Here is a 21604-nt window from a genome sequence, read left to right as displayed (position 1 = left end):
CGAGGCCTCGCGGTGCCACACTGGGCCCAGACCCGACCGGTGGCGACCCGACCCGGAAGGGTACCGTAAGCAGTGACTCCGGAGCCGAACCTCCGTTCGGTCCAGACGGCCCGCCGATCGCCTCCGGTCGTCCATACACCCCCCGATGTGAACACGGTGTGTGATCTGCGATTTTTCACTCGAACGTGTGTTTGGCGCAACCTTTCGAAAGCAACTACCGTTGTCCAGCTAGGGAGAACATTTCGAGAGGGGCCGACGTGACCACCACCGCAGACAGTGCCACCATCACTGCCCAGAACCGCTCCCAGAGCCGACTTGAGCCGGTGCATGCCATGAACGACGCAAGCCTGAACCCGGAGGCGGAGCCCGCACGCCCCGCACGCTCGCTGCCAGGGCGACCTCCAGGCATCCGCGCCGACAGCTCCGGGCTCACGGACCGGCAGCGGAGGGTCATCGAGGTCATCCGCGACTCGGTGCAGCGGCGGGGCTACCCGCCGTCGATGCGGGAGATCGGCCAGGCCGTCGGCCTGTCCAGCACGTCGTCGGTCGCACACCAGCTCATGGCCCTGGAGCGCAAGGGTTTCCTGCGCCGTGACCCGCACCGCCCCCGGGCGTACGAGGTACGCGGCTCCGACCAGCCCAGCTCGCAGCCCACGGACACCACCGGCAAGCCCGCGGCCTCGTACGTCCCGCTGGTCGGCCGGATCGCGGCGGGTGGCCCGATCCTCGCCGAGGAGTCGGTGGAGGACGTGTTCCCGCTCCCGCGCCAGCTGGTGGGCGACGGTGAACTGTTCTGCCTCAAGGTCGTCGGAGACTCGATGATCGAGGCCGCGATCTGTGACGGCGACTGGGTCACGGTCCGCCGTCAGCCCGTCGCGGAGAACGGCGACATCGTCGCCGCCATGCTGGACGGCGAGGCCACGGTCAAGCGGTTCAAGCGCGAGGACGGCCACGTCTGGCTGCTCCCGCACAACGCGGCCTACCAGCCGATCCCCGGCGACGAGGCCACCATCCTCGGCAAGGTCGTCGCCGTACTGCGCAGGGTCTGAAGCCCCGCGCCCTCATCCAGCCCTGGGACCCACTGCGCCGGTCCCAGGGCTGTTCTGTACTTTGCGGCTGAACCGCCGCCGCTCTCGCGGATGTGCTTGCTCGCCGCTTGGGTTGCTCAATTGATGGTTGCCGCTCGTGCTCCCATAACTACTTCCCGTCGGCCTGCGCGGCAGCGTCGATGGCCGCCAGTGAGCGGCGGACCTGGTTGCGGTCCGTGGTGTACCAGAAGTCCGGCAGCGTGGCCCGCAGGAAGCTCCCGTACCGTGCCGTCGCCAGCCGCGGGTCCAGCACCGCGACGACGCCCTTGTCCCCGGTGGCCCGTACGAGACGGCCCGCGCCCTGGGCCATCAGGAGCGCCGCGTGCGTTGCCGCCACGGCCATGAAGCCGTTGCCGCCGCGCTCCTCGACCGACTTCTGCCGGGCGCTCATCAGCGGGTCGTCGGGGCGCGGGAACGGGATCCTGTCCATGACCACCAGCTGACAGCTGGGCCCGGGGACGTCCACGCCCTGCCACAGGGACAGCGTGCCGAAGAGACAGGTCTTCGGATCGGCTGCGAAGTTCTTGATCAGCTCGCCCAGGGTCTCCTCGCCCTGGAGCAGGATCGGGTTCTCGAGCCGGCCGCGCAGTTCCTCGGCGGCTGCCTTCGCGCCGCGCATGGAGGAGAACAGGCCGAGGGTGCGGCCGCCGGCCGCCTCGATCAGCTCGGCGAGCTCGTCCATCATGTCGCCGCGGGTGCCCTCGCGGCCGGGGGTGGCCAGGTGCTTGGCGACGTAGAGGATGCCCTGCTTGGGGTAATCGAACGGCGAGCCGACGTCCAGGCCCTTCCACTGGGGTACGTCGTCCCCCTCGACGCCCTCCGGGGAGAGTCCGAGGGAGGCCGCGACCCCGTTGAAATCGCCGCCGAGCTTGAGGGTGGCCGAGGTCAGGACCACCGAGCGCTCCGTGAACAGCTTCTCGCGCAGCAGGCCGGACACCGACAGCGGGGCCACCCGGACCGTGGCACCGAAGCGGTCGTGGCGCTCGTACCAGACGACGTCGTACTCGGACCCGTTCATGATCCGCTCGGCCACGCCGTGCACGGTCTCCACCGCGGCGAGGGCCTGCTTGCGGACCGCGTCCTCGTCGTGGACGGACTTGTCGCGGGTGTTGCCGATCGCCGAGATCACGTTGCGCGAGGCGTCGCGCAGGGCCATCAGCGCATAGCCGAGATCCTCGGGGATCTCCTCCAGCCGGCCGGGGAGGGCCAGCTCCATGACGCGCTCGAAGGTCTCCGAGGCCGTCTGCAGGGAGTCCGCGGTCTTCTCGTCGACCAGCTTCGCCGCCCGCTTCACGGCACGGTTCACCTGGCCGGGGGTGAGCTCGCCGGTGGCGACGCCGGTCACCCGGGAGACCAGCTCGTGGGCCTCGTCGACGATCAGCACCTCGTGCGGGGGGAGCACCGGGGCGCCCTCGATGGCGTCGATGGCCAGGAGCGCGTGATTGGTGACGACCACGTCGGCGAGCTTGGCCCGCTCGCGAGCGGCCTCCGCGAAGCACTCGGCTCCGTACGCGCACTTCGTCGCGCCCAGGCATTCGCGGGAGGAGACGGAGATCTGCGACCAGGCCTTGTCCGAGACGCCCGGGGTCAGGTCGTCGCGGTCGCCGGTCTCGGTCTCGTCCGCCCAGTCGCGCAGGCGCAGCAGGTCCTGGCCCAGCTTGCTGGTCGGGGTGGCCGCCTCGAACTGGTCGAAGAGGCCGTCCTCCTCGTCCTGCGGGGCGCCCTCGTGCAGGCGGTGCAGGCACAGGTAGTTGGAGCGGCCCTTGAGCATGGCGAACTGCGGGCGGCGGCGGAGCTGCGGATGCAGCGCCTCCACCGTCCGGGGCAGGTCGCGCTCGACGAGCTGGCGCTGGAGCGCCAGCGTCGCCGTGGCCACGACCACGCGCTCGCCGTGCGCGAGGGCCGGCACCAGGTAGCCCAAGGACTTTCCGGTGCCGGTACCGGCCTGGATGAGGCGGTGGGAGGTGTCGTCGATCGCTTCGGCGACGGCTTCGGCCATGGCCACCTGGCCGGGGCGCTCCGTGCCGCCGACGGCGGAGACGGCGGCGTGCAGCAGGTCGGGGAGGGAGGGCTTCGTCATAGCACTGCCAACCCTACGGGGCGCCACCGACAGTGACCGCACCGGCGAGGACTCACGGCCGGTACAAGGGGTTCGCCACGGTGCCGTACTGGACGGCGTGCGGGCGGTCGGGGCGATCGCGGTAACCGTCCTCGTAGAGCCGGTTCCGGTTGAGGCAGAGCCGCCCGATGCGTTCGCCGAGGAGGTCGAAGAGCTCGTAGCGCTCCTTGAGCTCCGGGAAGCGGGCCTGGTGGCGCAGGATCTCCGCCCGTACGAGGGACCAGAACTCCTCCTCCGGGACGTCCAGCCGGTCCTCGCAGAGAGCGGAGAGGTAGCGGAAGACTCCGACGAAGAGCCCGGAGTGGATGAACTGGGGCAGGAAGTCGGCGGGCTCGCGGAGCAGTACCGCGCGGACCTCTTCGGGCATGGCGGCGAGCTCGGGCAGGGGTTCGTCGCTGATGTTGACGTCGTCCACGAAGTCCTTGACCGCGAGCCGGACCGGGACGTCGTGCTCGTCGAAGATCACAACGGCGTTCTCGCCGTGCGGGGAGAAGACGGTGCCGTAGCGGTAGAGGAAGTGGAGCAGCGGGGGCAGCAGGGCGGCGAAGAGGTGCTGGAGCCAGACAGCGGGGGCCAGGCCGGAGCGGGCGACGAGCTCGGCCGTGAAGGACCGGCCGCGGGGGTCCGTGTGCAGGAGCGAGGCGAGGGTACGGGCCCGCTCGCCGGGGGCCAGGTGGCCGGTCAGCGGCTCGCGCCAGATCGCGCCGAGGAGCTCCTTGTACTGGTACGGGACCTCGGGGAGCTCGTCGTAGACGGGGTGGCGCACGGTGACGGAGGCGACCTCACCGAGCAGGATCACTCGGCATTCGTCCCGGAGGAAGGGGTCGCCGTCGCGGAGCGAGTGGATCCAGGCGGTGACGGCGGGCGCGGCCAGGGCCAGGTCGGAGGGCAAGCCGCGCCAGACCATGGTGTTGAAGACGGAGAGCGGCAGTTTGACGCTGTGGCGCTCGGGGCGGGTGAGGTTGAGGAAGGTGCGGATCGACTGCTGGGGAAGGCGGAGGTCGGGGTCGGCGGGGAGCGGTACCAGGGTGCCGGCGGCGAGGGCGGGGGCGAAGAGGGGAAGGAGGACCTCGTCCCACTGCCAGGGATGGACGGGGAGGTAGAAGTAGCCGAGCGGGTCGAGGCCGCGGTCGCGCAGGGCCCGGTCGAAGACGGCGCGGGTCACGGGGTCCAGCTCGGTGGAGTAGAGGCGTGCGGGATCCTCCAGGCCCGCGGTGCCCCGGTACTGGGCGAGCGAGGTGTGGGCCGCGAGCCAGGGCAGGCGCTGGGGCTTGCGGGCCTCGGGAGCCCAGGCGGCGGTGTCGGAGGCGGACAGCCCGATGCGGCCCTTGTTGAGGACGAGCCAGGGATGGCCGGTCTGGTGGCCTTCGAGGGTGGCGTAGTCGAGGTCGGCGAGGACGTCGGCCGTGAGCGCGCCGTGGTCGATGCGGGCGTCGGCTGCGAGGGTGGCGCTGAGCTCGCGGACCAGGTGGCCGAGGGTGGCGCCGTCGAGGTTGAGGAGGGTGCGGGATCGGATGAGGAAGGCGTACGGGTCCGCGAAGGCGGTGGTCTGGCCGCCGGGGGCGGTGGGCCGGTCGCCGGGGGTGGTCGGGCTCCCTGGGGTGGTGGGAGTACTGGGGGTGGTGGGAGTTCCGGATGGGGCCGGGGGCTCGGTTGAGGTGCGTGGCGGGGTGAGGGTGATCGTGTCGGGGGCGACGTGCCAGCTGCCGTACACGCGGCGGCGGGCGCGGAAGCCGAGGCTGCTGCCGTCGTCGAGGGTCAGGGTCCAGGCGTCGCCGGAGGCCGCCGGAGCAGGGACCGGCCTGATGATCTCCTCGTACGCGAACTCCCCGAGCATCTTGGCGAGGAGGCGGCGGGCGGCGAAGTCCCAGGTCGGGAGGTTCAGTTCGGGTGGGGTGCACGGATGTTGGGGGGACGGGGGCACGGCATCCGAGAAGTGCGGGCCGGCGGAGTCGGGGGCTGCTGAGAAATTCGGCACGGGACTCCTCGGAGATCGGGAACTTTGCTGCGCGACGCAGAGTTTTCGAAGTGAGAGGTGCGGAGGACGACGAAGGACGGGGCGAGCGGGCCAGAGGGATCCGGGACGTGCGGGGGCGGCACTCAGAGGAGATTGCGCAGCGCCCGCTCGCGGATCATCAGGGCCGCACGCTTGCCGGGCAGTTCGATCTCCGCGGAACAGCGGAAGCCGGAGCTCAGGAAGGCTGATACGGAGGGGGTGTTGCGGATGTCCGGTTCGGCGATGACGCGCATGGAGCGAGGGCGGTTGTCGAGCACCAGGTCTGCCACGGCGCGCAGGAGCGCGGCGCCCAGACCCCTGCCACGATTCGTGCCGTCTCCGATGAGCAGGTGGATACCCGTGTCGTGGGGGCGCGCCGGGTAGTACGCGGAGAGCGGGTCGAGGTCGGCCCGGTAGATCTCCCAGTAGCTCATCGGCGTGCCGTCGAGGAGGCCGAGGCACGGGATGCTGCGGCTGTCCCCGTCCAGCTGTGCCCGCATGTGGGCTGCGGTGACGGCGGCGGGGCCGGCGAGTTCCCAGTAGGCGGCCACCTCCGGGTCGTTCATCCAGCGGGTGAGCAGCTCCAGGTCACGGCCGAGGCGGACGGGTTCGAGACGGAAGAGTCCGGCCCACGTGGTGACACCGCCCCAGCTCGCCGGGGAGTCGAGCAGGTCCGCTTCGGCGAGCAGCGGCAGCAGCTCGGCGGTCAGAGGCGGCTCGGTGGTGTGGGGTGCATCGGTGTGGAAATCGGTGGAGGGCATCGGGGCTCTTCTCCGTGTCGGTGGTGACGCGTCAATCGTGAAGGGGGTTGGCGATGGTGACGTAGACGGATTGGGTGTCGACGGGGCCGACGAGCTCGTCGAGGCCGCCCAGGCGGGTGAGCAGGTTCGCCTTGCAGCGCAGGGTGGGTGAGTCGAGCAGCCGCGCGGGGAGTGGGCCGAGGTCCAGGGCCTTGCCGAGGAACCTGCGGAAGGCGGCGAGCAGGACGCGCTCGTCGGCGAGCCGCTGGGATCCGAAGGCTCCGATGAGACCGAGCACGTTGTTGATGCCGAGGTAGTAGGCGAAGCGTTCGTCGGTGACGGCGTCGGAGACGAAGGTGTCGCTGGCGGCGCCGATACCGGGGAGCCGGTGCTCCAGTTCCGTGCGGCGGGAGGCGCGGAAGTAGTAGCCCTGGTTGTCGCGGTAGCGGCCGCCGACAGGCCAGCCGGCCGGGTCGAGGAGGACCAGCGTGTTCTGCTGGTGCGCTTCGAGGGCGATGCCGGCGAGCGAGTCGAAGGCGAGGACCGGCAGGACGACGTGGTCGAGGTAGCGCAGGAACCACTCGGCGGAGACGGCGGAGGTCGTCCGCCCGGTGGTGGCGGCGAGACGCGAGACCGTCTCGGCGAGCCGGGAGCTCATGGTGGTCCGCCCGGGCCACGGGCGCAGTGCGGTGAGTGCGGCGACGCAGAGGGCGTCGTCGCCCGAGCGGAAGGGGTTGTGACGCAGCAGGACGTCGAGGCCGGGGACGGGGGTGCCGTCCGGGGCGTTCACGGCCACCCAGGCGGGGTCGCGGACGACGTCGAAGCCGGGGTGGGCCGCCTGCCACCGCTCCGCGAGCCCGGTGCGCAGCAGCCGGTGGACTTCGACGCCGCGGCGGAGTTCCTTGCGGAGGTTCTCCCGACGGGAGTTGGTGATGCGCAGGCCCAGGGAGAGCTTGAGCATCGCGGGGGCACCGGGCCGGTGGACGGTGCGGATGGAGGAGGTGGGGTACCAGGGCTCGCCGTACGGGCCCAGGTCGTACAGGAGTCCCGCGTCGCGGAGGGCGGTGACCGCGGGGCGCTGGAGCAGGTCCTGCGCCTGCCAGGGATGCAGGGGAAGGGGGGTGGTGTCCTCGGGCACGGGAAGACCGGGCGCGAGGCGGCCCAGCAGCTGGGCGGCGGAGACCGGGCGGCCGCGTTCGGTCCAGGCGGAGTCGGTGGCGAGCGCTGTGGGCGCGACCGCCACCCAGTGGAGGGGGAAGGAGCCGTGGAGTTCGGGTGAGTAGGCGCGCACCTCGGCTTCGGAGAGGCCTTCGCGGCTCTTCGAGGTCGGGTGCAACGGGTGGCCGAGAAGGAGGGATTGTTCGGCGGTGAGGAACAGGTCCTCGGCGACGGAAGCGGGGGCGGCCGGCCGTCGGCGGCGATCGGCGATGAACTCGGCGGTCCGGTGCACCGAGTCGGCGACCCGGCCGACGAGGTCCGCACCGCTGGGGGCGGCGTCACCGGAAGGGGTGTTGGCGGAAGCGGTGCCGCCTCGGACGGCACGGCCCTCGCGGGAGATGAGGGCGGCGAGGGTGACGGCGTCCACGGCGGGGGCGTCGACGGGGGCACCTTCGAGCAGGGCCGGGCCGAAACGGTGCCAGCCGGCGGCCGACCAGTATCGGACGGCGACGAGCAGGGCGGCGCCGGATGCGGGCAGGGGGACGCGCAGCACGGGCCCGGTGGGCTGCGCGAGCCCGGTCTCGCGGACCCAGCACCGCAGCAGGTTCTCCACCGAGGCGGCCTCGGCGGCGACCAGGGGGTCGGGGTGGTCCAGCGGGTCGGCCGCTCCCGTGCGGGGGCTGACGGTGCCGTCCTTCTGCCGGGGGACGGTGGCGCCGACTTCCCCGCCGAGCCGCGGCTCGGCGGCCGCCCAGGGCATACCCGGGCCCGGCATGGCGGGCAAGGCACCGACCGGGCCGGTCGAAGCGTTGCCTGGCCCGGCGGCGGCTGCAGGGGGTGCGGCAGCCGGTTCCTGGGGCTGCCCCGCCGATTCGGCCATGCCGGAGTCCGCCGGGGGCTGCGTGTGGCGTGCCTCGTCCGGCGTGCCGTCGGCGGTCATGGCGAAGGCCGCGGAGGCTGAGACCGGGGGGATCCCTGTCCAGGCACCACCGGACGTGGCCACTGGCGCGGGACGCGCCGGTGGTGCCCCGCCGGACACGGCCGGGGACAGCCCGGCCTGATTCCCCGGAGCGAGGGGCACAGCCGGGTCGGCGAAGCCGGGGGTCGGTGCGCCGGAGGCGGCCGGGGACGGTCCGGCCACGGCTCCGGCGACAGCCGCCGAGGCGGCCTGAGCCCCCACGGGGCCGGTCAGCGTCAACGCACCGACGGGGCCCGGCACATCCAGGTCGGCGGTGGGGGTGGGGGTGGGGGCGAGCACCGGAGGGCGGTCCGGCACCACGCCGAGAGCACCCGGCGAGGCGGGCGGCTCAGACAGGAGCCGAGCCGGACGGGCCGAAGGCCATCCGGTCACACCGTCGGCTGCTGGTTCCGGGTTCCTGCCGTCCGAGGCGGTGGGTGGCGTGACCCACGGATTCCGAGACGGCGGCTCGTCGGACCCGGAGGCCGCCGCGCTCGGAGTCGGCAGGCCCTCTGCGGAGGTGCTTGGGGGCGCCCCGTCCACAACCCCCGTTGGGACTGCCGAATGCGGAAGCTCCGGAATGCCGGGACCGGCCGGGGCCGGGGCCCAAAACTGGGCACCGCTGCCGGGACCCGCCGGGGCCGGGGGGCGCACCGGCGAGGGCCAGGTCGGGGCTGGCGGGGAGGCTGCGGCCGTGCTGTCGGCTGGGCTCGCCGGGCTCATGGGGGTGGCCCGGGTAGGCGGGACCGGGGCCGCTGGGAGGAGCGGAGGGATGCTCCCGCTGGTCAGGGGGGAGGTGGGAGGTTCGGTCGGCGGTGGGAGGGGGGACTTGGTCGGGGCTGCGGTGGACAGGGGCGGGGATCCGGCGGGCATCGGCGACGGCCACGCGGAGGCGGTCCCGGGGGCAGAGGGCACGTCGGGGGTCGGTGCGGTGGCTGCGGGCGGTAGGGAGTCGGTGCCCGTGGCCAGTGGGATGTCCAGAACGGCCGAAGCCGGAGACGGCGCCGATCCGGGGTGTGGGACGGCCGCAGACGCCTTGGACTCGTTCCCTCCGGGTTGCATGGCGCCCCGGGCGGGAGCGCCCGATGGCAGGGGGCCGGCCGGGATGACCCAAGCCAGCGCGGGCTCGGTCCTCGTGGAGGGTGCGCTCCTGTGGGCGGGGGTCGGATGCACTGGCGGCGGCGGTAGAAGTCTTCTGGTGGCAGTCGGAGGCAGTGTCCCCGGCGTGGACGGGAGCGAAGAGCCTGCCGGGACGGTCTCGGAAGGTCCGGCGGCAGTTCCGGAAGGGGACCCGGACCGCGGGCCCTGCGGTGCTCGCATCGGCAGAGTCGCGGCGGGCAGAACCGGGGACAGCCCGGCAGCGGACGCGAAGCCCAGCGCGGGCGCAGCCTCAACGACCGGCGGCTGCCCGGCGACGACCACGTCCGGGAGCTCAGGAGCGGGCAACAGCCCAGCAGCGGACCCAGAGCCCTGCACGGGGGCGGATGCGGCCGGGGGCTCGGAGTAGGAGGACAGCCCAGCAGTGGCCCCGGCCCCCTGCACAGGGGCGACCACGGCCGGGGGCTGCGGGGCAGGGGACAGCCCGGCAGTGGAGGCGAGACCCGGCGTGGCAGCGACCACGGCCGGGGGCTCCGGAACGGGCAACAGCCCGGCGGCGGCTACGGCCGGGGGCTCCAGAGCAGGGAACAGCTCGACATTGGACCCGGAACCCCGCGCAGGGGCAGCCACGGCCGGGGGCTCCGGAGCGGGCAACGGCCCGACAGCAGCCCCGGAGCCCTGCACGGGGGCCACCGCGGCCGGAGGCTGCGGGTCTGGAGACAGCCCCGCAGCGGAGGCAAGGCCCTGCCCGGCGGCGGACGCGAAGCCCTGCACAGGCGCAGCCACGGCCGGAGGCTCCGAAGCCGGGGACAGCCTCCCAGCGGAGGCAAAACCCTGGCCGGCAGCGGACCCGGAACCCCGCGCAGGCGCAGCCACGGCCGGGGGCTCCGGGGCCGGGAACATCCCCGCAGCGGACGCGAGGCCCTGCGCCTGAGCGGCGACGGCCGGGGGTTGCGGGGCGTGGGGTGGGGGTGGGGGGTCCAGGGGGTGGTGGTTCGGGTGGGGCATGGGGGTCCTTAGCGGCGGAGGGCGGCGGGGATGGCGTCGGCGAGGCGGTCGAGGACGGCCGCGGCCTGTTCGTCGGTCAGGGTCAGGGGAGGGAGGAGGCGGACGACGCTGGAGTGGCGGCCGCCGAGTTCGACGATCAGGCCGCGGTCCAGGCATGCCTGGCGGACGGCCACGGCGAGGGAGGGCGCGGCCTCCCCGGTGTCGGGGTCGATCAGTTCGACGCCGATCATGAGGCCGCGGCCCCGTACGTCTCCCACGCAGGAGTGGGCCGGGATCAGCCCGCGCAAGGAGGTCAGCATGCGCGCGCCCAGCAGGTCCGCCCGTGCCGCGAGTTCGTTCTCCCGGACGTAGGCCAGCGTCGCGGTGCCCGCGGCCATGGCCAGCTGGTTGCCGCGGAAGGTGCCGGCGTGGGCTCCGGGGGCCCACTGGTCCAGCTCCGACCGGTACACGATCACCGCGAGCGGCAGGCTGCCGCCGATGGCCTTGGACAGCACCATCACGTCGGGGACCACCCCCGCGTGGTCGACTCCCCAGAAGGCCCCGGTCCGCCCGACTCCCGTCTGGACCTCGTCGGCGATCAGCGGGATCCCGCGGGCCGCCGTGATCTCCCGCATCCTCCTCAGCCAGGCGTCCGGGGCGGGGTGGACCCCGCCTTCGCCCTGCACCGGTTCGACGATCATTCCGGCGGGCGCGGCCACCCCGCTCTTGGGGTCGTCCAGGAGGCTCTGCGTCCAACGGGCCGAGAGTTCCGCTCCCTGGGGCCCGCCGATCCCGAAGGGGCAGCGGTAGTCCTGCGGGTACGGCAGCCGGGTCACCCGTACGTCCGCCGCACCGCCCGATACCTCCAGTGCTCCTGCCGTCATGCCGTGGTAGGCCCCGGTGAAGGCGAGGAGTCCCGACCGGCCGGTGGCGGTCCGGACGAGTTTGAGGGCGGCTTCCACGGCGTCGGTCCCGGCCGGTCCGCAGAACTGGATGCGGGCGTCGGCCGCCAGGCCCGCGGGGAGGTTGGTGAACAGCTCGGTGGTGAAGGCGTCCTTGACCGGCGTCGCGAGGTCCAGGACGTGCAACGGGGCCCCGGAGTCCAGGACTCCGCGGATGGCTTCGAGCACCACCGGATGGTTGTGGCCGAGGGCCAGGGTGCCGGCGCCGGAGAGGCAGTCGAGGTAGCGCCGGCCGTCGGCGCCCTCGATGGTCAACCCCCTTGCCCGCACGGGGACGATGGGCAGGGAGCGCGCGTACGTCCGCGCCGCGGACTCCCGTTGTGCCTGCCGCCGCAGGATGCCCTCCCCCTGTGCGGTGCGAGCTCCGGGCGCCGTCCTGCCTCCCGGCGCCCTCGAACTCCCCTGCGCCGCGGCCCCCGGTACCCGGTTCGCCTGCGGCGGGACGAGTGCCTCGGCCGCGGCCTGCTCGCTCGTCAAAGCCACGAGTGTCGCTCCTCCCGCACGGTTGCTCTTCCGGAGTGCGCCTCGAACACCAACGCTGCTCCCCCATCCCCCGTACGTACCAACGACGGTGGCGGCGGCGGATCACGGGTGGACCCAAGATCCTTGCCCCGCCCCGGGTCCCGCCCCGCCCAAGATCCTTGCCCCGCCCCGGGTCCCGCCCCGCCCAAGATCCTTGCCCCGCCCCGGGTCCCGCCCCGCCCAAGATCCTTGCCCCGCCCGGGAAACGGTCCCGGTTGCCCGGGAGACGGGCCCGGTTGCACGGAACCGTCGCCCCGGGCTGTGCCGTCTCCCCCGGCAGCGGCATAGTGGGGGGCTGCGATCCAGGCACCATCCCGAACCACCAGGGGGACTCACGACATGCGACCGATCCGACCGGTCACCGCGCTGCTCTGCTCGGCCGCGCTCGCGCTGACCGCTGCGGCCTGCGGACCCGGCGACGGTGAGACCGACGCCAAGCCGACCGTGGCCGCGAGCCTTCCCACGAGCCTCGACGGGGTCAAGATCCCGGACTCGCTCAAGGACAAGCTCAAGGAGCACGGCATCGACCTGGAGAAGTGGAAGGGGGGTGCGTGGAAGAACTGGAAGAAGGAGGACTGGCTCCGCGAGGCGGGCGACTACGTCAACCCGGTCATCGAGGGCCTGTGGGACTCGGACCGTATGCGTGACGCCGGCAAGACCCCGCAGCCTCCGGCCGTGGACCCGGACGCGGGCAAGGACCAGGGCGTGACCGATCCGGTCCCGGCCCCGGTGGCGGCGAAGGCCGCGGCCGCGCCCTACCACCAGAGCGTCCCCGCCTCCGGCAAGGTCTTCTTCGACAGCCCCGAGGGCTCGATGGTCTGCTCGGCGACCGTGGTCAAGGATCCGGCGCACCCCGGCAAGTCCAACATGGTCTGGACGGCCGGCCACTGCGTGCACGCGGGCAAGGCCGGCGGCTGGTACCGCAACATCGCCTTCGTCCCCTCGTACAACAACGCCGGCAAGCCCGCGGCCGCGCTCAAGGGCGCTCCCCGCGACGAGGTGGCCCCGTACGGCGTGTGGTGGAGCGACTGGGCGCAGACCTCCGACCAGTGGATCGCGAGCGGCGGTCCGACCGGCGGCGCGGGTGCCCCGTACGACTTCGCGGTGCTGCACGTGACCCCGGAGAAGGGTGGCGGCAAGTCCCTGGAGGAGACGGTCGGTACGGCGCTCCCGGTGGAGTTCAACGCCCCGGCCGTGCCCAAGGTCGCGAACATGACGGCCACGGGTTACCCGGCGGCGGCTCCGTTCGACGGCCAGAAGGCCTTCCAGTGCACCGACAAGCCGGGCCGGCTCTCGCTGAACGCGACCGACCCGTCGATGTACCGGATCGGCTGCACGATGACCGGTGGTTCCTCGGGCGGCGGCTGGGTCGCGGCGGGCGCCGACGGCAAGCCGGCGCTGGTGTCCAACACCTCCATCGGCCCCGCCAAGGCGGGCTGGCTGGCCGGACCCCGGCTGGGCCCGGAGGCGAAGGGCATCTTCGACGCGGTGAGCGGCAAGTTCAAGTAGCACGCCCGGCAGATCGCTGATGCCGGATCACGGATGACACACGACTGAGGGCCCCCCGCGCGTGCGGGGGGCCCTCAGTCGTGTGTCCTACGAGGCTGCGTCAGGCCCGAGGTCTCGTCAGTGCTTCGCGAGCACGTACGGAGCGAACTCCGCGGCGAGTTCCGCGTGCACCCGTGCCTTGAGCAGGGTGCCCTCCTCGATGTGCTCCTCGGAGATCACCTCGCCCTCGGCGTGCGCCCGGGCGACCAGCCCGCCGCGCGTGTAGGGCACGACGGCCTCGACCTCGATCGCCGGCCGGGGCAGCTCGGCGTCGATGAGCGCGAGGAGTTCCTCGATGCCCTGGCCCGTGCGTGCCGAGACGGCGATGGAACGCTTCTCGATCCGCAGCAGTCGCTGGAGCACCAGCGGGTCGGCCGCGTCGGCCTTGTTGATCACCACGATCTCGGGCACCTTGACGGCGCCGACCTCGCGGATGACCTCGCGGACCGCCGCCAGCTGCTCCTCCGGTGCCGGGTGCGAGCCGTCCACGATGTGCAGGATGAGGTCGGAGTCGCCGACCTCCTCCATCGTGGAGCGGAACGCCTCGACGAGGTGGTGGGGCAGGTGCCGGACGAAGCCGACCGTGTCGGCGAGGGTGTACACCCGGCCGGACGGGGTCTCGGCCCGGCGCACGGTCGGGTCGAGGGTGGCGAACAGTGCGTTCTCCACCAGGACGCCCGCGCCCGTGAGGCGGTTGAGCAGCGAGGACTTGCCGGCGTTGGTGTATCCGGCGATGGCGACCGAGGGCACCTTGTTGCGGCGGCGTTCCTGCCGCTTGATGTCGCGGCCGGTCTTCATCTCCGCGATCTCCCGGCGCATCTTCGCCATCTTCTCGCGGATCCGACGCCGGTCGGTCTCGATCTTGGTCTCACCGGGGCCGCGGGTGGCCATGCCGCCACCGCCGCCGCCACCCATCTGCCGGGACAGCGAGGCACCCCAGCCGCGCAGGCGCGGCAGCATGTACTGCATCTGCGCGAGCGCGACCTGGGCCTTGCCCTCACGGGACTTGGCGTGCTGGGCGAAGATGTCGAGGATGAGGGCGGTCCGGTCGACCACCTTCACCTTGACCACGTCTTCGAGGGCGATGAGCTGGCCGGGGCTGAGCTCGCCGTCGCAGACGACGGTGTCGGCGCCGCTCTCCATGACGATGTCGCGCAGCTCGCGCGCCTTGCCGGAACCGATGAAGGTGGCCGGGTCGGGCTTGTCGCGGCGCTGGATCACGCCGTCGAGCACGAGTGCGCCCGCCGTCTCGGCGAGTGCGGCCAGCTCCGCGAGGGAGTTGTCCGCGTCCTGCACCGTGCCGGAGGTCCACACGCCGACGAGTACGACCCGCTCCAGGCGGAGCTGGCGGTACTCGACCTCGGTGACGTCTTCGAGTTCGGTGGAGAGGCCGGCCACGCGGCGCAGGGCCGCGCGCTCGGAGCGCTCGTACTGCGCGCCGTCCCGGTCTCCGTCGACCTCGTGGCTCCAGGCGACGTCCTCTTCCATCAGGGCGTCGGCCCGAAGGCTCTCGGTGAAGCTCTGCGGTTCGGAGGCCGGCGCGCCCTGCGCGTCGTCCTGTGCGTCCCGCGCGTCCTGGGAAGGGGAAGAAGAGGAGGTCATTGGATCCTTACGTCGATTGCGAATGCGTCCGCGACAGCAGAAGCGGAGCCAAGGCCAAAGCTACTCCCGCGCGTGACATAACACTGTCATGTCCAACGTGTGACACCACCCGGAGATTCCCCGGAGGCTCCCAGCCGCGGCCCCGTCGATGGTGGCATGCCCCTTCCGCACCCGTCACACGCTTTTCGGGCCGCCCCACTCCGGGTGACCCGGCATCGCCGGGGTGGTCTTCCCGTACAGCCACGGCTCCAGGAACGGCCCGAGGTCCCGTCCGGCCTCCTGCGAGGCCAGCCGTACGAAGTCCCCCGTGCCCGCGACCGCGTCCCGGTGCTCGCCCACCCAGCGCCGCTCCACCCGGTCGAAGGCCTCGGCCCCGATCTCCTGCCGCAGGGCGTACAGGATCAGCGCGGCCCCGTCGTAGACCGCCGGCCGGAACAGCCCGATCTTCTCCCCCGGGGCGGCCGGCTTCGGCGCGGCCGGGGGCCCGCCGGCCGCGCGCCACTGGTCGGAGCGCTGGTAGGCCTCGCGCATCCGCCGCTCCAGGGAGTACTTGCCGAGGCCGTCCGCGTACAGGGCCTCGTACCAGGTGGCGTGGCCCTCGTTGAGCCACAGGTCCGACCAGGTGCGCGGGCTCACGCTGTCGCCGAACCACTGGTGCGCCAGCTCGTGGACCATGACGGACTCCACGTACCACTCGGGGTATCCGCCGCCGCCCGTGAAGAGTCCGCTCTCGAAGAGCGACAGGGTCTGCGTCTCCAGCTCGAAGCCGGTCCTGGCCTTCGCGATCAGCACCCCGTAGTTCTCGAAGGGGTAGCGGCCGACCCGCGCCTCCATCCACTCGATGTGCCCGGCGGTCTTCTTCAGCCACGGCTCCAGCCGCTCCCGGTCCGCCGCCGGGACCACGTCGCGCAGCGGCAGCCCGTGCGGACCGGTGCCGTGCACGACGGCCGAGGTGCCGAGCGAGACCTGGGCGAGCTCGGTGGCCATGGGGTGCAGCGTGCGGTACGTCCACGTGGTCGCGGAACCGGCGCGAAGGGCCGCCGGGAGCGCGCCCGGCACCCCGTTGGCCACGGCCGTGGTCCCGGCCGGCGCGGTGATCCGGAAGGTGAAGTACGCCTTGTCGGCGGGGTGGTCGTTGCAGGGGAAGACCCGGTGGGCGGCGTCGGCCTGGTTGGCCATCGCCAGCCCGTCGTCGGTGACCACCCAGCCGCCGTCGCCGCGCCCGCGCGGGTCGCTGGTGTGCCGGATGGTGACGTGCAGGGGCGCGCCCCGCTCCACGGGCCGGGCGGGGGTCAGCACGAGGTCCTCGCCGACGCTCGCGAAGGTCGCCGGTTCCCCGTTGACCTCGGCGGAGGCGACCTTTCCGTGGGTGAAGTCCAGGTTGACGGTTTCGAGCCGCTCCAGGGTGCGGGCGTCGATGACGGTGACCGCGTCGAGCGGGGTGCGGTTGTCCTTGTACGCGAAGGACAGGTCGTACGAGAGCACGTCGTACCCGGGGTTCCCGAGCTCCGGGAACAGCGGGTCGCCGATGCCCAGGGCCTTGGGCACGGGCACCACGGCGGCGACGAGGGTGAGGGAGGCCGCGGCCAGCAGGGCGGCGCGCAGGCGCGGGGAGGTGAGCTGCATCCCCCATCGCATACCAGCGCCCGCCACGCCCCCGCGAACGACGCGCGACGGCTCCACCCGAAAGGGGTCGGGCGGGCTAGCGATCTCCCCCTCGGCCGCTCACGCCCGGCTGACGTCGTAGACGCCCGGCACGTCCCGCATCGCCCGCATCAGCGCCTGGAGCCCCGTGGCATCGGGCAGTTGCAGGGTGTAGGTGTGCCGGACCCGTTGTTCGACCGGGGGTTCGACCGTCGCGGACACCACTTCCACCCCCTCGCGGGCGATGGCCTCGGTCAGATCGGCCAACAGGTGCGGGCGGCCGAACGATTCGGCTACCAGCGTGACCCGGCAGTCGGCGGTCGCCCTCCAGTGCACGGCGACGGGGGTGCGCCCCACCGCGCGCATCTGGGCCACCGTCGCGCAGTGGACCCGGTGCACGGTGACGGCCCCGCCGCGTACGACGAACCCCGCGACCACGTCCGGCGGCACCGGCGTGCAGCACCCCGCGAGCCGCACGGTGGCGTCCGGCAGGTCGGCGACGGCGTTGCCCCCGCCTCCGCGGGCCCCGATCACCGACAGCGGCGCCCGGGGCGCGGCCGCGGCGGGCCCGGCCCCGTCGGGGTGGGACTCCAGCCAGCTGCTGACGGCGATCCTGGCGGCCGGTGTCTTGGCGTGGTCCAGCCAGTCCGCGGCGGGCCCGGAGGTGGCGTCGTGCGCGAGGAGCAGCTGGACGGTGTCCCCGTCCGAGAGCCGGGAGGACAGGGAGGTCAGGCGCCCGTTGACCCGGGCGCCGATACAGCCGTGGGCCGCCTCGCCGTGCTGCGCGTAGGCGGCGTCGATACAGCTGGCGCCGGCGGGCAGGCCCAGGGTTCCACCGTCGGCCCGGAACACGGTGATCTCCCGGTCCTGTGCCAGTTCGGAGCGCAGGACGTCCCAGAAGGTGTCGGGGTCGGGCGCCGACTGCTGCCAGTCGAGCAGGCGCGACAGCCAGCCGGGCCGGGTCGGGTCCACCCGCTCCTCGTCGATGTCGGCGGCCTTGGCGGCCCCGGCCGCCTCGGTGGCCTCGCCGGGCGGCTGCGGGGCCGCCGTCGGGCTCGTGGCCGCAGGTGGGGCGGGGGCCGCGGTGGCCGTGTACGGATTGCCGAGCGCCACCACCCCCGCCTCCGCGACCCGGTGCATCTGCCGGGTCCGGACGATCACCTCGGCGACGTATCCCTCGGGCGTGGCGAAGGCGGTGTGCAGGGACTGGTAGAGGTTGAACTTCGGGGTGGCGATGAAGTCCTTGAACTCGGAGACGACCGGGGTGAAGCAGGTGTGCAGCTCGCCCAGGACCGCGTAGCAGTCGGCGTTCTCCCCCACGAGGACCAGCAGGCGGCCGAAGTCGGAGCCGCGCAGTTCCCCGCGTTTGAGGGCGATCCGGTGTACGGAGACGAAGTGCCGGGGGCGTACCACCACCTCGGCGGCGATGCCCGCCTCGCGCAGGACCACGCGGACGGATTCGGCGATGGCGGGCAGCGGGTCGCGGTCCCCGGCGTGGGCCGCGATGAGGGAGCGCGTGTACTCGTACTCCTCGGGGTGCAGGATCGCGAAGACGAGGTCTTCCAGCTCGGTCTTCAGGGCCTGGACGCCGAGGCGTTCGGCGAGCGGGATCAGTACGTCCCGGGTGACCTTGGCGATGCGGGCCTGTTTTTCGGGGCGCATCACGCCGAGGGTGCGCATGTTGTGCAGCCGGTCGGCCAGTTTGATGGACATCACGCGGACGTCGTTGCCGGTGGCGACGAGCATCTTGCGGAAGGTCTCGGGCTCGGCGGCGGCCCCGTAGTCGATCTTCTCGACCTTGGTGACCCCGTCGACGATGAAGCAGACCTCTTCGCCGAACTCCTCGCGGACCTGATCGAGGGTCACGTCGGTGTCCTCCACTGTGTCGTGGAGGAGAGAGGCCGTCAGGGTGGTGGTTTCGGCGCCGAGTTCGGCCAGGATGAGCGTCACGGCGAGCGGATGTGTGATGTACGGCTCACCGCTTTTGCGCATCTGGCCGCGGTGCGAGGTCTCGGCGAGCAGATAGGCGCGGCGCAGGACGGACAGGTCCGCGTCGGGGTGGTGGGCGCGGTGCGCCTCGGCGACGTGGCCGATGGCGTCCGGCAGCCGGTCCCGCGACGCGGGACCGAGCAGTGCGGCGCGTCCGAGTCGTCGCAGGTCAAGCCTGGTCCGGCCCCGTCTGCGAAGTTCAGGGCGCGCTTCGGAACGTGCTTCGGGGTTCGTGGCCTCTGCACTCATGGGAACCTCCGGCGGCTTCGACCGGCGGTGGTGGGCATGGGGTGCGCCCGCAGGGCCGGTGCCTGATGCTACCGACCCCACCACGTGGCGCAGTCCACCTCTCGCTCAGCGTGAAACGGATCACCCATTAGAGGGAAGCTTCAGGCGAAAGCCGTTTCGGTGAGCCAGGCCGGATCGAACTCGCCCTCGGCCACGATGACGGCCGGTCCGGCCATCTCGATCCGGCCGTCGGGGTGCTCGGTGATGACCAGCGTGCCGCCGGGCAGATCGACGGTGTACGTGACGGGCGTGCCGGTGACGGCGGGGTCCGCGCCGTCGCGGCGGATGGCGGCCACGGCCACCGCGCAGGCGCCGGTACCGCAGGAGCGGGTCTCGCCGGAGCCGCGCTCGTGGACGCGCATGGCGACGTGCCGGGGGCCGCGGTCGACGACGAACTCGACATTGACACCCGTCGGATAGGCGGACGCCGGGCTGTACGGGGGCGGGTCCAGCAGCTTCCCGGCATCGTCCAGGCTGTCAACGAAGGCCACCGCGTGCGGGTTCCCCATGTTGACGTTGAGCGCGGGCCAGGAGCGCTCGCCCACGGAGACGGTGACCTCTCCCTCGGGGAGTTCGGCGCGGCCCATGGAGACGGTCACGTCGCCGGTCTTGTCGAGGTGCACCCGCTTGACCCCGCCCCGGGTGGCGACGGCCAGGTCGCCGGGGACCACGTGTCCGGCGTGCTGGAGGTAGCGGGCGAAGACACGGACGCCGTTGCCGCACATCTCGGCGATGGAGCCGTCGCTGTTGCGGTAGTCCATGAACCACTCGGCCTCGCCGGCCATGTGCGCGGCCTCGGGGTGCGCGGCGGAGCGCACCACGTGCAGTACGCCGTCCGCGCCGATCCCGGCGCGCCGGTCGCACAGCCGCGCCACGGCGGACGCCGGCAGCTCGATGGCGTTGTCCGGGTCCGGGACGATCACGAAGTCGTTCTCGGTGCCGTGGCCCTTGAGGAACGGCAGGGAGGAGAGCGGGGAGGCGGGGCTGGTCTGCGTCACCCGCCCATCGTACCGAGCCCCCGGCTACCGCAGCCGGGCCACCCGGTACACCGCCAGCGCTACGACGGCCAGCGCGACCAGCGCGTACAGCACGGCCACCCGCCAGTCGGGGCGCCGCCCGGAGCCGCGGGCCGGGAGCCCCGGCAGGGCGTAGCCCACGCGGCGCGCGGCCATCATGCCCCAGCCGCCGGCGCAGCTCATGAGGAGGAATCCGAGCATGGCGACGACCGCTCCGCCGTCGCCGAACTCGAAGGCGAGGGGGAAGGCGAACATCAGGGATCCGGCCGCGGCCAGGATGGCGATGGGGGCGATCTGCCACAGTCGGAGCCGCCGCTGCGGGCGCAGTTCCACCTCGAACTCGGGCGCCGCGGCGGCCTCCGCCTCGGCGGTGTCCGGCGCGTCCGGGCCGTCGGGGGTCAACCGCGCGGGCCCCGCGGGCAGTCCGAGCCCGTCGGCCGCGACGAGCCCGTCGGCCACGGCGAGTCCGTCGGCCACGGCGAGCGCGTCGACTGCCGCGAGCTCTTCGGGCTCCGGGAGCTCGTCGGCATCGCCGAACCCCTCCGCCCGTGCGAGCGCGTCGGCCTCGGCCTCGGCGAGCGCGCCGTGAAGCATCGGGTCCGGTTCCCGTCGGGTGTCGTCCCGACCGGTGTCGCGAGGGCCGGCCTCCATCGCCACGCGCCCTCCCCACTCGGACTTCGTACGCTGCCGTTCACCGCCGGTGACGGCACCGCCGGAAGTTTGATGATGGCACGCCAGCGGGCCCCGGACAGGCGGCCGGGGCTTCCCGATGCCATCACGTGATCAGGCTGTGACCGCTCGTTCGACCAACGACTGCGCGAGTCCGGCCAGTTCCCGACGGTCCGATGCGGCCCCGCTGAGCCAGTGCACCCTCGGGTCGCGGCGGAACCAGGAGTCCTGCCTGCGGGCGAACCGCTTGGTCGCCCGCACCGTCTCCGCGCGCGCCTCGTCCTCGGTGCAGGCGCCGGCGAGCGCGGACAGCACCTGCTGGTAGCCCAGGGCCCTGGAGGCGGTGATTCCGTCGCGCAGCCCGGCGGCCTCCAGCGTGCGGACCTCGTCCACCAGCCCGGCTTCCCACATCCGGTCCACGCGCAGCGCGATCCGCTCGTCGAGCTCGGGCCGGGCCACGTCCACGCCGATCTGGACCGTGTCGTAGACGGACTCGTGGCCGGGGAGGTTCGCGGTGAAGGGCCGTCCGGTGATCTCGATGACCTCCAGCGCGCGCACGATGCGGCGGCCGTTGCTGGGCAGGATCGCCTGCGCGGCGGCCGGGTCGGCGGCGGCGAGCCGGGCGTGCAGGGCGCCGGGGCCGCGCAGGGTGACCTCGGCCTCCAGCCGGGCCCGGACCTCGGGGTCGGTGCCGGGGAACTCCATGGCGTCGAGCGCGCCGCGCACGTACAGGCCGGAGCCGCCGACGAGGACGGGGGTGCGGCCCTGGGCGAGCAGTTTGTCGATCTCGGCGCGGGCCAGGCGCTGGTACTCGGCGACGCTCGCCGTCTCGGTGACGTCCCAGATGTCCAGGAGGTGGTGCGGTACTCCGCCGCGCTCCTCCGTCGTCAGTTTGGCGGTGCCGATGTCCATCCCCCGATACAGCTGCATCGAGTCGGCGTTGACGACTTCGCCGTCGAAATGACGGGCCAGTGCGACGCCCAGGTCGGACTTTCCGGCCGCGGTGGGTCCTACGACGGCGATGACCCGCGGGGCGGGGGCTGCTTTCCTCACTGCCCCAGTCTCGCAGCCCGCCGTCAAGAGTCCGCTATGTACCCGATCGAGCTACGTGACGCGGCCCGGTCGGGGTCGTTGCCTTGGCGGGGTTCCGGCCCGGCGCGCGCCTGTCGTACGCCCGGCCCGCGACCGGCGCAGGCCGGTCCGTCCACGGCGGAACTTCA

General features: G+C 72.9%; 13 protein-coding genes. 2 read left to right on the top strand and 11 right to left on the bottom strand.

What is annotated here, in order from left to right:
• The first annotated feature begins 257 nt into the window (after positions 1 to 257).
• The gene (lexA, locus tag OG490_RS27510; protein ID WP_328301175.1) at positions 258 to 1049 is read left to right on the top strand and encodes a transcriptional repressor LexA; all 792 of its coding nucleotides are present in this window, start codon (positions 258 to 260) and stop codon (positions 1047 to 1049) included.
• Positions 1050 to 1197: 148 nt separating this feature from the next.
• Here lexA and OG490_RS27505 read toward each other — a convergent pair whose 3' ends face one another.
• From OG490_RS27505 to OG490_RS27485, 5 genes are all read right to left on the bottom strand, one after another.
• Positions 1198 to 3168, bottom strand: coding sequence for an ATP-dependent DNA helicase (locus OG490_RS27505; RefSeq protein ID WP_330298941.1), 1971 nt, complete (start codon positions 3166 to 3168; stop codon positions 1198 to 1200).
• Positions 3169 to 3220: 52 nt separating this feature from the next.
• Complete coding sequence (locus tag OG490_RS27500) at positions 3221 to 5185, bottom strand: IucA/IucC family protein (RefSeq protein WP_330298940.1); 1965 nt, start codon at positions 5183 to 5185, stop codon at positions 3221 to 3223.
• Between the two features lie 122 nt (positions 5186 to 5307).
• On the bottom strand, positions 5308 to 5964 hold the full coding sequence (locus OG490_RS27495; RefSeq protein WP_330298939.1) for a GNAT family N-acetyltransferase: 657 nt from the start codon (positions 5962 to 5964) through the stop codon (positions 5308 to 5310).
• Positions 5965 to 5995: 31 nt separating this feature from the next.
• Complete coding sequence (locus OG490_RS27490; protein ID WP_443065984.1) at positions 5996 to 7981, bottom strand: IucA/IucC family protein; 1986 nt, start codon at positions 7979 to 7981, stop codon at positions 5996 to 5998.
• Between the two features lie 2192 nt (positions 7982 to 10173).
• A complete protein-coding gene (locus tag OG490_RS27485; protein ID WP_330301092.1) occupies positions 10174 to 11445 on the bottom strand; it encodes a diaminobutyrate--2-oxoglutarate transaminase family protein in 1272 nt (423 codons plus the stop codon).
• Positions 11446 to 11967: 522 nt separating this feature from the next.
• On the opposite strand from OG490_RS27485, the gene OG490_RS27480 reads away from it, so the two are divergent.
• A complete protein-coding gene (locus OG490_RS27480) occupies positions 11968 to 13137 on the top strand; it encodes a trypsin-like serine peptidase (protein WP_330298938.1) in 1170 nt (389 codons plus the stop codon).
• A gap of 117 nt (positions 13138 to 13254) precedes the next feature.
• Here OG490_RS27480 and hflX read toward each other — a convergent pair whose 3' ends face one another.
• The 6 genes from hflX to miaA all read right to left on the bottom strand — a co-directional run bounded on the left by hflX (position 13255) and on the right by miaA (position 21437).
• Positions 13255 to 14778 (bottom strand): GTPase HflX, encoded by a 1524-nt coding sequence (hflX, locus tag OG490_RS27475; protein WP_330298937.1) that lies wholly within the window; start codon positions 14776 to 14778, stop codon positions 13255 to 13257.
• 174 nt (positions 14779 to 14952) lie between these two features.
• Complete coding sequence (locus OG490_RS27470; protein WP_330298936.1) at positions 14953 to 16404, bottom strand: M1 family metallopeptidase; 1452 nt, start codon at positions 16402 to 16404, stop codon at positions 14953 to 14955.
• Positions 16405 to 16503: 99 nt separating this feature from the next.
• On the bottom strand, positions 16504 to 18660 hold the full coding sequence (locus OG490_RS27465) for a RelA/SpoT family protein (protein ID WP_330298935.1): 2157 nt from the start codon (positions 18658 to 18660) through the stop codon (positions 16504 to 16506).
• A 140-nt stretch (positions 18661 to 18800) separates the two neighbouring features.
• Complete coding sequence (gene dapF / locus OG490_RS27460; RefSeq protein WP_330298934.1) at positions 18801 to 19697, bottom strand: diaminopimelate epimerase; 897 nt, start codon at positions 19695 to 19697, stop codon at positions 18801 to 18803.
• 24 nt (positions 19698 to 19721) lie between these two features.
• Positions 19722 to 20372, bottom strand: a complete 651-nt coding sequence (locus tag OG490_RS27455) for a hypothetical protein (protein WP_443065883.1) — start codon at positions 20370 to 20372, stop codon at positions 19722 to 19724.
• Between the two features lie 126 nt (positions 20373 to 20498).
• On the bottom strand, positions 20499 to 21437 hold the full coding sequence (miaA, locus tag OG490_RS27450) for a tRNA (adenosine(37)-N6)-dimethylallyltransferase MiaA (RefSeq protein ID WP_330298932.1): 939 nt from the start codon (positions 21435 to 21437) through the stop codon (positions 20499 to 20501).
• Between the last annotated feature and the right edge of the window lie 167 nt (positions 21438 to 21604).

It is taken from the genome of Streptomyces sp. NBC_00503, from assembly GCF_036346895.1.
GTDB lineage: Bacteria > Actinomycetota > Actinomycetes > Streptomycetales > Streptomycetaceae > Streptomyces.
This window is presented reverse-complemented; position numbering and strand designations above follow the sequence as displayed.